Below are 13,169 nucleotides of genomic sequence, written 5' to 3' on the forward strand. Positions count from 1 at the left end.
CCTCTGCGAGGCCCAGGCCGCGCAGGGCCAGCCACGGCCCGCACGGACCACGATGCCCGGCTGGGCGCAGTGCTGCGCGGGCACGTCCGCACGGGCCCCAGTCGGTCTTCCCAGCGGCATGTTCTTCGGAGGGAAGCTGCTGGAGCAGCTGCTCGTAGGCCCCGTCCGCCGTCCACCGGCGGTGCCTTTCAGAACTCCCAGAAACCGCCTTCCACGGCCCGAACCGCTGCCCAATTCAGTGCAGTTCACGCCACCCAGGGCTTACGCTCGCGGGCATGAGCAAGTTCTGCGCCACAGTGTGTCTTCCACCCACCCCACCGGAAAAGGTTCTGCAGGCGACAGCCACCGTCATGGCGCCCTACGACCTCAACCTCGGCCCCGACAACTGGAATCCGGACGGCCACTGGGACGGGTGGACCATCTACGCCACCGTGCACAACGCCTACCTCGTACAGCCCCGGCACGACGGCGACCCCAGACTCGTCACCGCCGCAACCGTGCCGCGCGAGACGGTGCAGCTCGATGTCCTCGGGTCACTGGAGTGCTACGGCGGGCCACGGGGCCTGCTCGACTTCGACGCCATGCGGGCACGAGCGGCGAGCAAGCACGACGCCCTGCTCGCCGCCTGGGAGGAGCTGACCGCCGAGCACCCGCCGGCCCGCCCCCTGACCGACTTCGTCGCCCGTCACAGGGCGGATCCCGGCACCTACTCCGCAGCCGACGCCAGGAGGGAGCACCTGGCCCAGCCGCTGGTGCAGGACGTGGCCCGGCGGGCCCTCGCGGGAGACCCGCACTTCGACACCTCGTTCCTGCTCGGCGACCCGGTCGGATACTTCGCACAGGAACACGAGGAGGCGCGAGCGAGGGCGGTCCGGTGCGCCGTGCCGGGCTTCGCTCTGGTCACCCTCGACGGCTCGTGGACGGACGCGGACAGCGACGGCTACTGGGACCGGGCCAACCGCTATCTCGACCATCTCGACGCCGAAGCAGTCGTCATCGACCTGCTCTGTCACTGCTGACTCGTCGGACAGGGCCGATGCGCCGTCACCTCCTTCAGCCGGCCGTTTCACGCTCGGCGGCCGGTTGAAGCGGCAAGGAGAGCGCTGGGTGTCACGAACGGCGAGTCGCCCCCCACTACTCTGGCTTCGCATGACCCACTCGGAGATCGATGTCACCGCAGAGCTGGTCCGGGACCTGCTGCTCGACCAGCACCCCGACCTGGCCCATCTCCCGGTAAGGCTCGGCGCGCGAGGCTGGGACAACCAGCTGTGGCGGCTCGGCGACGACCTCGCCGTACGGATGCCCTACGCGACGCAGGACGCGGACGATCTGCTGCGCAAGGAGCACGCCTGGGTGCCCGGTCTCGCCCCCCGCCTCCCGTTGCCGGTCTCCGTGCCGCAGCGTCTCGGTGAGCCGTCCGCGCGGTTTCCGCGGCCCTGGATCGTCACCACCTGGGTGCCGGGTGATGCGGCCGATCGCGCGCCTGCCACCCGCGCCGCGGAGGCGGCCGACGCCTTGGCCGCCTTCTTGACGGCTCTTCACCGGCCCGCGCCCGCCGGGGCGCCCGTCGGCCGGTGGCGTGGGGGACCGCTGGCCGACCATGCCGACGGCTTCGCCAAGGGGTTGGCCTCGGCCACCGAGCTGCGGCTGATCCCCGACCCGGACGCCGTCCGCGCCATCTGGGAGGACGCCCTCGCGGCACCCGCCTGGACGGGCCCGGCACTGTGGCTCCACGGCGACCTGCATCCGGCCAACGTTCTCACCGCGGCCGGCACCTTCTGCGGGGTGATCGACTTCGGCGACCTCTGCGCGGGCGATCCGGCCTGGGACCTCGCCGCCGCGTGGCTCCTGCTGCCGGACGGCGCCGCCGACCGCTTCCACGGGGCCTACCGGCCGACCCCGGACACCGCGACCCTGCGCCGCGCCCGCGGCTGCGCTGTACTGAAGGCACTCGCCTGCATCCACATCGGGGACGCAGGCGTCCACGGCCGCCCCGGTGGCAAGCCCACCTGGGGCCCACCCGGCCGGGCCGCGCTTCGCCGTCTCGTCGCGACGGCCGGCCTTCGCGCGCAGTAGACGGCCCCGCACTTCGGGCAAGCCGGACGCCCGAGCGAGGTAGCACCGGAGTCCGGCGCCAAAGGTTGTTCCGTAACTGCCGGCCGTAGTCGCTGAGCGAAGTTCGAAACTCGGTGGCCGCCGTACTCGAGCCGTCGCTACCGTCGGGCTTCCGGCGACCGCATCGGCGGTTGCCTCGTCAAGAGGGCGATGTCCGTGAGCAGCCAGCAGGCGACAACGACCCTGTGGCGTCCCACCGGCCCCAAGGAGCTGGAGCTGGTGCGGGAACTGGACTGGCGTGCCTGGCCGCCCCGGCTCCCCGAGCAGCCGATCTTCTACCCGGTGCTCAACGAGGACTATGCCGTCAAGATCGCGCGAGACTGGAACGTCAAGCATAACGGCGCGGGCTTCGTCACCCGGTTCGAAGTCGAGTCCGACTTCCTGCGCAGGTATCCGGTGCAGCAGGCAGGCGGACAGACGATCCTGGAGGTGTGGGTACCGGCCGAGGAGCTTGACGAGTTCAACGCCCACATCGTCGGCAAGATCCGGTTGGTTCACGAGTTCCACTGAGCTGCGCAGGCTCCGTGGCGGACCGACCGGATGCGGTGATCCCGCCGTGGCTGGTGTGATCACGGCGTCGGAGCCGTCCTGGGTAGGCCCGTTCACGGACTGACCCAGGTCAGTTTCGGCAAACTGATCACCGCGCCGCGGGCGTGCGTGCCGGGCGTCGCGAGCCGGGCGCCCCTTTTGTTCGCAGCTCTCAGGAGAGACGGCTGGCAAGGAATGCGGCTACGGGCGGACGTGGAGCTCCGGTCGCGTTCAGCGCGATCGCTGCCCGGTGAAGAGGCGGTACAGCAGGAGCACGATCACAGAGCCGACGATCGCGGCGATCCACGTCGAGAGGTGGAAGAAGCCGTTGATGGAATGCACGCCGAAGATCACCTTGCCGAGCCAGCCGCCGAGCAGACCGCCGACGATGCCGATGAGCATCGTGACGAGGCAGCCGCCCGGGTCCTTGCCGGGCGTGAGTGCCTTGGCGATGGCGCCCGCGAGGAGGCCGATGAGAATCCAGGCGATGATGCCCACGATGTGCGTCCTTTGCTGTAGATGTGCTGTAGGTGTGTTGTGGGGGGCCGACGGGGCCCGCCGGGGCTGTCCGCCGGTTGCTCCGTGCGGACGGCCGGCGACATACGCATATCCGTTCGGGCTCACTCCACACACGGCCCAAGGTCCCGATCCCTCCGACTGGCCCACCCGGCACCCGACCCCGTATGCCGTCAACCAACTGCCGCCGCGTCCACACCCGCGGCAGCCCCGGCTTGATACCTCTGGGCGACGGAGGCTCCAGCCGGCCCCCTGGTCGTTCGTCAGGTGCCCAGGTCACACCGAACGTGATCATCAACGAACAAGATCCACTTTCCCGACGGGCCCGAGGGGATCGCCCGTCAGTCGACGTCGCTCATCCGGGACACCTCGGTCGCCGGTGCCCGCGTCACCGTAAGGCGTCCCCGTCGACGCCCCAGCACGCGCTCGACGACCACGGCGGAGAGGCAGAGAAGGGCCGCGAGCACGGAGAAGACGGGGAAGATCGCGGTGTCGCTCCAGACGGTCGCGCCGACCCCCACGAGGAGCGTGGGCGTGATGAGCGCGCCGTACGCGAGCAGGTAGAACATCGACATGACGGCTCCGCGCCGTTCGGCGGGAATGTGGGTGGTCAGGTGGCGCAGGGAGCCGCCGAAGGCGAGTCCGTAGGCGCTGCCCTGGAGGGCGACGGTGACGATGACGACGGCGGCGTTGCCGGTCGCGAAGCCGCCCACGCCGGCGAGCATGAGCACGGCGAGCGCCGTGTCACCGACGAGCGCGACCGTGCGGGCCGGGTAGCGGGCACTGGCTATCTGGGCGAACGCGGCGCAGAGAGTCACTGCCGCGATGACGACGCCGCCGAAGAACGGCCCGTCGACGTGCGCGGCGTGGGCGGCGATCGATGGCTCCAGCGAGAAGCAGACCCCGAGCACGGCCCAGGCGGCACCGGCACCGATCACGGCGAAGACGAAGCGCCCGCGGATCTCCCTGGGCACCTGCGGACGCGGAATCCCGAGGGGCGTGGCACCGGCGGAGGGATGCGGTTCACGCATCACCAGGAGGAGAACGAGCAGGACGAGGGCGATGAGCGCGTCGGCGAGGTAGGGCAGAAGCAGGGGGTGGAAGCCGGTCTGGGCGAGGCCTGCGGTGCCGAGCGCGGCAACGGCGATGCCGACGTTGAACGCGATGGCGGTGAGTGTCCCGCTCCGCGCCGCCCGTTCCGGGCTCACGTCCAGCAGGGCCGCTCCGCCGACCACCACGACCGCGCCGATTCCCAGGCCGTTGAGGATCCGCGCCACGACGAGATGGCCGGGCCCCGCGGCGAAGACGAAGACGGCCAGCCCGGCGAGCAGCAGCAGGACGGCGACGATGAGTACGGGCCGACGGCCGTACCGGTCGGACAGGGCCCCGGAGACGAGGATCGCGACGACCGCCACGGCCCCGTACGCGGCGAAGATGACGGTGGTCAGAACGGGCGGGTAGTCCCACTTCTCGGCGTACAGGGAGTAGAGCGGCGAGGGGATGGCGGAGGTCGCCTGCCCCAGCATGAGCAGGGCGAGGAGGGCCGCGTAGCTCCATGACTGGGGACGACGGTCCGGGGAGAGTGCCTTCACGAGGACTCCTGCAAGTATGATGTGGATCGTACTTCGAGGACAGTAGGGAGAAGTACGACGCACGTCAAACTTGTGGAGTTGTCCGATGCCGTCCTGGGAGACCCCGACCGACCAGTTGCCGCCTGTCGCCTCCGTCCAGAAACTGCTGCGTGCGCTCGCGGACCCCGTACGCCTGGAGATGGTCCGCCGCCTGGCGGCACACCCCGCTGCGGAAGCCCCTTGCTCGGACCTCTACGAGGGCCTGAACAAATCCACCGCCACCCACCACTTCAAGGTTCTGGTCGAGGCAGGCGTCCTGCATCCGGTCATGGTCGGCCCTTCCCGTGGCCACCGCCTCCGCCGCACCACCCTCCAGGAAGCGGCACCGGGCCTGCTGGACGCGTTGATGGCGGCCATGGCGCGAGAGGGCTGACGGTCTCCGGACCTGGCGCGGCAGCACGGCGGGTGCCGACGGTGACCGAGCATGTGAGTGAGCCGGCGGCCTCACCAGGTACGACGCCACGGAGATCCGCTACCGGCCGTTGCATCGGACGGGCCTTTCACCGCCTCGCCGTGCAGGCGCCGGGGCGTGCGCGCACTGCCGCGTGGCAGTCCATGCAGGCCGGCCCACCGGCCGGTTGGGGTGGACAGGACGGTCGTGGAGACAGCGTGCGCAGCGGCCCGTGGGACGGGGACAGCACGGCTCCCGCGGAACGGCTCACCCGCCACCCTGCGCGCGCAGGTCCGGAGCCGACCGCAGGAGGCGCAGGCGACCGGCGGAGCGTGACAGCAGCGGGAGCACAGATGGGGTTTGCCGTCCTCACCTCGCCGGTTGACCGTGCGCACTTCTCCGCGGACAGCCTTTGCGGTGTCCGGGGGCACGAGACGAAAGACCTGCTCACGTGACGGATACGCGCGAACAGCCCAGCTGCTCCGCTGACCGTTCGAGAGGACGGAGCCGTAGTTCCCGAACAAGGCGCGGGTGCTCACCGTGCTCCGGACCAGGCGCGAGCATCTGGTGATCTCGTGGGGGAACCAGCGCAGCCGCTACGAGGTGCAGGGGGTGAGCTCCGCCAGGCTGGTCCTTGTCCCGATGACGACGTCGGGATGCGAGAGGTGCGGACGACCAAGCCGCGACCGGATCGGACACGCTTCAGTCCGCTGTCCCCTCCGGACCCGAGGCGCCCACGTCCGCGCCGCGGTCCGGCCGGGGACACGGACGGATTTCGCGGACGGTTGCGCAGTAGGCGCTGACCAGGATCAGGGCACAGCCGACCAATTGCAGCAGGGTGGGCCGCTCCCTCAGTACGACCGCGCCGAGCGCGACCGCTCCCACCGGAGTCAGCAGCAGGAGGACCGCGCCGACGTGGCTGCTCAGCATCGGTGAGGTCGAGGCGACCAGCAGCCACCCCACCACCTGGCTGGAGACGGCCACCGCCAGCAGCCAGCCCATGACCTTCCAGCCCGGTGTGAGGTCCAGCCCGTAGGCGAACCGGCCGGCGAGCAGCGACACGATTGCGGCGCAGGCGATCACCAGGACGTAGCGCTGCCGGACGAACCCGCTGTGGCCGCCGCGCCGCAGCAGGAACAGGAACACCGAATAGCAAACGGCCGCCAGCACCGCGTGCAGTGTGCCCGCCCGCGGATCACTGCCGGACGCGCCGCCCTCGACCACCCCGCCGGTCAGGACGACGCCCAAGAGGATCACCGGCACCCAGAGAAGGAAGGAACGCGGCACCGACTCCCGGTCGATCGCCCAGGCCAGCAAAGGGACCAGCACCACCTGCACGTTGACCAGCACGGTGGACAGGCCCGCGCCGACCTCGGCGATCGCCTGGGTCCACAGCAGCATGTCCCAGGCGAACGCGGCACCCGCGAGCAGCGCGAGGCCGTACTGCCCGCGGGACGGCGGCCCCTGCCGGCGACGCTCCGGCACTGCCAGCACCACCAGCGCGGGCAGAGCGAGAACACACCGGTAGAACGACGCCGTCCCGGGGTCGGTCCGGGCCAGTCCCAGCAGCACCGCGGAAGCGGACACGCACAGGGCACCGACCGCCATCCCCCAGGCAGGGTGGCGCAGCAGCCGGGATTCCTGCCGGGCGGTCCGGGACACCACAGGGCTCCTACGCCGGTTGGCGGGGGTCGCTGAGATGGCGCCGCGTCTGGTCGGTCGGGACATCACAGACCTCCTCGCTGCTCCTCTGCCCCGGTGCCCTGGGCAGATCAGCGGGCCCCTCCCGCGGCTGGGGCCGGACGCCGTCGTCGGCCTGTACGGATCGGCCGCTTCCTGTCGTCCGTGTGTCCTGCGGGAGTTGTGCCCGGCGTGAGGCTACCCGGCCGGCCCGCTGTGGCCGGGCACGTCGGCACGGCGTTCCCCCGATTCGCCCCGCTCACTCGTTCGCTCCGCAGGCCCACTGCCGCCTCGCGGGTGCGCCACAGCGGTTACTCGATGTCATTCTCTCCGGCTGCGAGCCGCCGCTTCCTGATCTTGTTCAGGCATCGGTTGATTTCTCGGCGCCCTTGCCTGGGACGGGCTGCGGCGGAACCTGCTGATGTCCGTCGAGGAGCGGAAACAGCCGGGTGACCGCGGCTACGGCCACAGCGCCGGGCGGGCGTGTGGCGGGGTGGTCCTTCTGGTTGCGACAGCCGTCGAGGAGGCGACGGATGGAAGTAGCCAGTTCGGCTGTTTCGGCCGGAGTGAGGTGGAGCACGGTGCTGAAGGACTCGTCCTGCTGCCACTCGGCCGGCGCCTGGTCCCGGTGGGTCAGCCAGTGCCGGGGAGTGCCACCATTCGGACATGCAGGGGTGGCCGCGCCGGATCTGGCCGACGCGGCCGTCGACGCCGGCCGCGAGCACCTCTTCCCGTCCCATTGCACCGCGGACTTCCCTCTTCACCGCATCCTCCGGAACCCGCCGTCGCCGCCCCGCCCCGCTCAGCTCGGCTCGGCCGTGGTCTGCTCCGGACGAGTGCGGCCCCGGCCCGGGCGGTCACCCGCAGGTGGCGCCGGGGGAGTAGGGGTCGGAAGGGGCGATGCTGGCGGCGCCGAGGTCCATGTCGAGCGCTCGCCGGGTCGCGGGGTCCCACAGCCAGGTGCGGTCCCCGTCGGGGCCGAAGGTCAGCACCGGGTGTGTCAGGGGCACGGTGCCGCCGTACGCGGCACCGGGAAGGCCGCGCTCGGGGTGGGCGACGCGGGTGAGGGGGTGCACGCACACCACGGCCGGGTGCAGGCCGTGGAAGGCGGCGGGCTGCCGGCCGTGCGCTGCCGCCACCTGGGCGTGCGCCGCGTCCTGGGTATAGGCGTCGGTGACGAACGGGAGGAGCACCGTGACCACTCCGAGGCACAGTCCAAGCCCCGCGCCGAACGCCGCGTTGGCGGCCTCCGTGCCCGTGGTGTCGGCGTGCGCCCAGCGGTTCCAGCCGTAGGCGGCCACGCCGAACACCGTGCAGTACAGGACGCCCAGGAGGGGCAGCGCCCCCGCCAGCAAGCGTTCCGTCGTGCCGGTGTGCACCGAGTCCGGGGGGATGCCGAAGGCGCGGACGTACCGCTCGTGGACGAGCGTGCCGAGCCAGGCGACCAGCGGCAGCAGAAGCGGCGCGGCCAGCGGTACGGCCCAGGCCGCGGCCCTGCGGGTGGGCAGGTCCCGCAGGGCGTGGCGCACACCCGAGGCGAGGAAGGCCAGGCCGAACACCACGGTGACGAACCCGCCGGTGAACTGCCAGGCGCCGTGGGCCGTCAGGGCGAGCACGGCCGCTGCCAGGGCCACCGCGTTCCCGGTGTTCACCAGGATCAGGTTGGCCTTGACGTCGAGGGACGTCTCCAGCACCTCCACATCCGCGTCGGCGCCGAGGGCGGCCCCGGCCAGGGCCCTGGCCCGCAGGTCCGCCAGGGCTTCCGTGCGACCGCGCGGCTCGGCAGTCCGGATCACCCGGTGAACCCGTGGGGTGCCCGGCGCGGCCCGCACCCGCCAGGCGGTGTACTGCTCGGGCTCGTGCTCCAGGAGCACCGCGTCGCGCGCCCACATCCTCAGTGACGCCGCCACGGCGAGGTGGTCGATCGCGCTCAGCGCGCGCTCGACCGCGCCGTCCCGCGCACCGGCCAGCCGCACCTCGACCAGCCGAGCCACACGGTCCGGCGGACAGCCGGCCCGCTCGTGCTCCGCGGCCGGACGTACCGGCCAGCCCCGGCCGGTGAACAACTCCTCCGCCAGGGCTGTCTCGTTGGGGTCGTCGGCGATCTCGGCCAGGACGAGGACGCGCCGGTCGAAGGGCAGGCCGGCACCCGCTGCGACCCCTTCCACCGCGGTCGAGCCGCTGCCGGGGCGGGCAGCGCGATGGGCGGAGTTTCGGAAGTCGGCCCCGTTCCCGGAATCCGTCGAGGACTGCATACCGCGTCACCTTGGCCGAACGGCCCGGCCGGGGCAAGTGCTTCCCCGCCCCCGCCTTCCCCACCCGTCCCACCATGGCGCCGGGGGAGCGGGGCCGGCCGGGCGCGGCGTGGCCGGGGGAGGTGCGGGCGGGTACCGTGCCGCGCGGCGACCGAGCACCATGTTCCCTACTGCCGTGACCTGTCGGCGTGGGCGGCGCGGTACTCGCTGGGCGCCATGCCGGTGGCGGCGCGGAAGGCACGGGTGAAGTCGGAAGGCCGGCAATGGCCCCAGCGTGCGGCGATGGTGGCGAGGGGGACGGTCTGCTGGGCGGGGTCGGCCAGGTCCCGCCGGCAGCGACGGCAGCCGGGCGCAGCCGTTCGTCTCGCCGCCTGTGACGACACAGGCGTGGGGACGGCCCTGGCGGTCGCGAACCACGTGAAACTGGCTGGTCGGAGCGCTTTTGAACCGACCGGGGCCGGGCGTGGGCCGCCTGTTTTCGGGCCCCGGTCGCATGTGGTGTGCTCGGACGGTCCTGGAGTCGACCGGCCCTCAGCCCATCGGTGCCACCCGCCGTGTCCGTCTTCGCCCGCCCGGGCCGCAGCGAATCGGCCTGACGGGACAGCGCACGGCCGAGAGGGACTGGAGTCCGAAGCACGTACGACGGCAGTCCCGGGACCCCGTGTGGAGTTGACCGAGCACCTCCACTCGGGGCCCCGGGCGCCGCGCGTCTGTTCAGGACGGGACGCGCACGGCCGGTCCCGTCAGCGCACGGAAAGCCGTACCAGCCGCGCCGCCCGGTGTCCGTCGCCGCCCTCCACCCGCACCGCGACGTAGCGGGCCGTCGCACGGACGCCCAGCGCGCGGGTGCGGCCGCGCCCCGAGACGCGCCCCCAGTCCTGGTAGCCGATGCCGTCGGTACTGCCCTCGACTCGCAGGCCGGGAATGTCACCGCCGGTCCACTCGGCCTCGATCTCCCGCACCGGGAGCTCCGCGCCGAGGTCCACGACGAGGCGGCCGTCCTTGCCCGGCCGCCACGAACTGCCCGGATCCCCGTCGACCGCCGCGGACGGTTCCGACATGCCCGCGGGCAGCGGGCTGGTGGGAAAGACCGTGCGACCCAGCGCCAGATCGTTCACCGGGTACGCCGTCGCCCCGCGCAGCCGCACCACGGCCGGCCGCCCGCCGGAGCGCACCGAGACCACCGCGGTCCGGCCCTGTGCGCGCACCCGCACCCGGCAGGAGGCCCCCGAGAGCCGCAGCGTGGCGCCGTCCTCGACACTCACCCGCAGCCCGGCAGGCAGCGCACGGCCCGAGACCGGGGCGAGCGTGAACCGCGGCGCCAGCAGCAGCGCCCGTGCCGCAGGCAACTCGCTCTCGTGGACGATCCCGTCCCGGGTCACCGTCTGCGTCCCCGCGAAGACGTACCGCTCCGCGCCGTCCTGCGGCACCGAGACACGGGTGCGGACCTCCTCGCCGGACAGGTTGAAGAGACTCAGGTGCTCCTCCACGTACGCGGCCCGCACCCGCGGGTGCTCGGCCGACGGCGCCTTCCGCGCCGCCAGCGCCCGCAACCGGTCCGGCGAGGCAGCGGGATACCCCTCGATCACGACCGGGGCGGCGGGGCCGTCACTGAGGACGAGCGCGTCGTCGTAGACGGAGACGGGGTGGTCCCGGTCCGCGCCGCGCACCACGAGACCGGCGCGGCCATCCACGTCGAGCCAGCCGCCGTGGCTGCGGGCCCGCGCCGTGGGATAGACGGCGAGATCCTCCCACCGCTCCCCATCCGCCGAGCCCTGAACGCGGTAGCCGCGCCCGGCAGCGGCCTCCCAGCGCAGCGTCACCTCCCCGACCTCCCGCGCGGCGCCGAGGTCGACCGCCAGCCAGCTGTCAGCGCGCTTGCGCTCCGCGGTGGCCACCGCCCAGCGGCTCGCCCCGTCACCGTCCACCGCCAGCTCCGGGCCCATGCCCGGGGCCGCCGAGGAGGCCGTCGCCGCGCCGCCGCGCGCGAGATCCTCGCCGCCTGCCTCCGCGCGCACCTCGAAGGCGAACAGCGAGTAGCCGTACGCCGGATCGGGCCGCACCCCCTGCAGGCGCAGATGACGCACGGCGGTGCGCGGCACGTCGAGCGTGTCGACGCGACCACCGGCCGCCGGGGCGCTCGCCCCGTCCTGCGCCGCCACCCGCACCGAGCCCTCCGCGAAGCGGAAGGCGCGGGATCCGCCGAGGCCGGGCATTCCCGGCATCGTCAGGTTGTACACCTCCAAGTGCCCCTCGCCCGCCGCCGTACCGCTGCTCGCGTAGACGACGGCGCCGGACCCCAGCGTCGTGAACCCGGCCCAGCCGGTGTCGAGTCGCAGCAGCGTCGCGCTGCCGTCGAAGCCGTCGCGGACCGCGGTCCAGGTCTCCACCGCGCGGCCCGAGACCGTGCCCGCCGTCGAGGGCAGGAACATCGGGGTGCCGCCGCTCAGCTTGAACAGCCAGTCGTCGTGCGCCGGCTGCCAGGCGAACTTCACGAAGCCCGGCTTGCTGACCGCCGCCGCCCAGGCCGCGGGGGACTGGTGCGAGACCAGCCCGGGCCCGGTACCGAAATCCGTCACCCCGGCCGCCCGCGCGAAGAACTCCTCGCGTGAGAGGGGCTCCACGGGGGTGTGCGCCGTCCACACGTGCAGCAGGTAGCTCAGGGCGATCTCGGCGCGCGCCTCGGGCTCGTACTTCGGCTCGCCGGAGAACTTCGCGAGCCGGTAGCGCGGCGCGTACTGCTGGTACGCCTCCAGGCGGGCGGCGAGTTCGGTCTCGGCGCGGGCCGCGGCACGGTCCCCCACCACCCGTGCGAGGAAGGCCAGCGGGATGACGTCGCGCCCGTACAGGTGCTCGCGGTCGTTGACCATCGGCATCAACGGCTCGCCCGCGTCGCTCATGACGCCGAGCAGGGTCTGCCACAGCGGGGCGGCGTTGGGCTGCTTCGTCAGCACCTCCGGCAGCGGAGTGCCCGCGGCGAGGAAGTGCGAGGAGTTGCGGCCCGAGGTGCGCCACAACTCCTCTTGGTAGTGCGGGCCGAAGGAGCCGTGGTTCTCGACGATGAACGTGTCGTAGAGGTTGCGCGCGGTGTTGCGGGAGACCGGCACCCCGTCCACCAGCGCGGGGTTGGCGAGGTCGGCGGGCGGCAGCCCGGCCTCGTTGCGCGACCAGGTACCGAAGCGCTCCCTCCACGCGGTGTGCCGGGCATCGTCGCCGGCCCAGGCCAGCGCGGGGGCGAGGGACTGTGCGTAGACGCCCATCTCCTCCAGCTTGGTGTCGCCCTCGAAGCCGCCGGTCAGCCCGTGCGGGGTCCAGGAGCCCGAGGCCGGGTCGTTGCCGGTGCCGAGACCGTCGGTGTAGGCCGCCTGGCCGCGCACGAGCGCGTCGACGTGGCCGCGGGTCGTCGCGTCCAGCTCGGACCACAGAAGCTTCGCGGCCATGACGAAGTACGACTGGAAGGTGGTGTCGAAGAAGAGCGTGCGGCCCCACTGGGCGCCGCCGGTGAGCCGGTTGGAGGCGGCGAAGTGTCGGATGGTGGCGAGGGTGCGTGTCCGCAGGGTGTCGCGGTCGATGCCGGTCAGGTCGCTGTCGTAGCTGCCGTGGGTGAGCAGCACGGCGTTGCCGAGGACGACGGCGAAGCCGAAGTCCTTGTCCGTGTAGTAGCCCCGGGTCGCGTCCCACTGGGTCTCGGACCAGCGGGTGTGCTGAGCGAGGACGCGCAGGTAGGTGGCGGCGATGCCGTCGGAGGCCGTGGCCGTCCCGGTGACGGGCGCGTCAGCCGCCGCCTGTGCCACCCCGGCGCCGACAGGTAGGGAAGTCAACACGCCGGTAGCAGCCAGGAGTTGGAGGAAACGTCGGCGGCCGACCTGGGCGGGGTGATGCGACACGGCGAGGCCTTCCGTTGGACAACGTTGTCAAGGCAGCATTTTCGACAGTCGTCCGGGCGGGAGTCAACGGGTACGGCGCAGTACGTAGCAAGGCTTTTCCGGCGTGAGTCCGCCCGGAGAGCCCTTGCTTCCGCCTCTGCCCTTGGACCGGCCGTCAACGGTCGAC

The 13,169-nt window shown here is 72.4% G+C and carries 10 protein-coding genes; 4 read left to right on the plus strand and 6 right to left on the minus strand.

Annotated features, from left to right (window positions below):
* The first annotated feature begins 350 nt into the window (after positions 1–350).
* The 3 genes from ABZ719_RS26455 to ABZ719_RS26465 all read left to right on the plus strand — a co-directional run bounded on the left by ABZ719_RS26455 (position 351) and on the right by ABZ719_RS26465 (position 2,625).
* Positions 351–1,019 carry a hypothetical protein gene (locus ABZ719_RS26455; protein ID WP_366727659.1) on the plus strand — a complete coding sequence of 223 codons (669 nt, stop codon included), beginning with the start codon at positions 351–353 and terminating at the stop codon, positions 1,017–1,019.
* A 130-nt stretch (positions 1,020–1,149) separates the two neighbouring features.
* On the plus strand, positions 1,150–2,076 hold the full coding sequence (locus ABZ719_RS26460) for an aminoglycoside phosphotransferase family protein (protein WP_366727660.1): 927 nt from the start codon (positions 1,150–1,152) through the stop codon (positions 2,074–2,076).
* 189 nt (positions 2,077–2,265) lie between these two features.
* Positions 2,266–2,625, plus strand: coding sequence for a hypothetical protein (locus ABZ719_RS26465; protein WP_366727661.1), 360 nt, complete (start codon positions 2,266–2,268; stop codon positions 2,623–2,625).
* A gap of 249 nt (positions 2,626–2,874) precedes the next feature.
* Here the strand turns inward: ABZ719_RS26465 and ABZ719_RS26470 are convergent, their stop codons facing one another.
* Both ABZ719_RS26470 and ABZ719_RS26475 read right to left on the minus strand, forming a co-directional pair.
* Positions 2,875–3,141, minus strand: coding sequence for a GlsB/YeaQ/YmgE family stress response membrane protein (locus ABZ719_RS26470; protein ID WP_366727662.1), 267 nt, complete (start codon positions 3,139–3,141; stop codon positions 2,875–2,877).
* A 359-nt stretch (positions 3,142–3,500) separates the two neighbouring features.
* A complete protein-coding gene (locus ABZ719_RS26475; RefSeq protein ID WP_366727663.1) occupies positions 3,501–4,751 on the minus strand; it encodes an MFS transporter in 1,251 nt (416 codons plus the stop codon).
* Positions 4,752–4,836: 85 nt separating this feature from the next.
* On the opposite strand from ABZ719_RS26475, the gene ABZ719_RS26480 reads away from it, so the two are divergent.
* Positions 4,837–5,163: a helix-turn-helix domain-containing protein gene (locus tag ABZ719_RS26480; protein ID WP_366727664.1), complete on the plus strand. Its 327-nt coding sequence runs from the start codon at positions 4,837–4,839 to the stop codon at positions 5,161–5,163.
* Positions 5,164–5,883: 720 nt separating this feature from the next.
* On the opposite strand, the gene ABZ719_RS26485 is transcribed toward ABZ719_RS26480, so the two are convergent.
* The 4 genes from ABZ719_RS26485 to ABZ719_RS26500 form a co-directional block, all read right to left on the minus strand.
* Positions 5,884–6,843, minus strand: coding sequence for a DMT family transporter (locus tag ABZ719_RS26485; protein WP_366727665.1), 960 nt, complete (start codon positions 6,841–6,843; stop codon positions 5,884–5,886).
* Between the two features lie 875 nt (positions 6,844–7,718).
* Positions 7,719–9,116: a hypothetical protein gene (locus tag ABZ719_RS26490; protein WP_366727666.1), complete on the minus strand. Its 1,398-nt coding sequence runs from the start codon at positions 9,114–9,116 to the stop codon at positions 7,719–7,721.
* Between the two features lie 167 nt (positions 9,117–9,283).
* Entirely contained in the window at positions 9,284–9,499 is a 216-nt protein-coding gene (locus ABZ719_RS26495; protein WP_366727667.1) for a helix-turn-helix transcriptional regulator, read from the minus strand.
* Positions 9,500–9,859: 360 nt separating this feature from the next.
* Positions 9,860–13,003, minus strand: a complete 3,144-nt coding sequence (locus ABZ719_RS26500) for a discoidin domain-containing protein (RefSeq protein WP_366727668.1) — start codon at positions 13,001–13,003, stop codon at positions 9,860–9,862.
* Positions 13,004–13,169: the final 166 nt, after the last annotated feature.

The organism is Streptomyces sp. NPDC006743 (assembly GCF_040703815.1).
Taxonomy (GTDB): Bacteria; Actinomycetota; Actinomycetes; order Streptomycetales; family Streptomycetaceae; genus Streptomyces.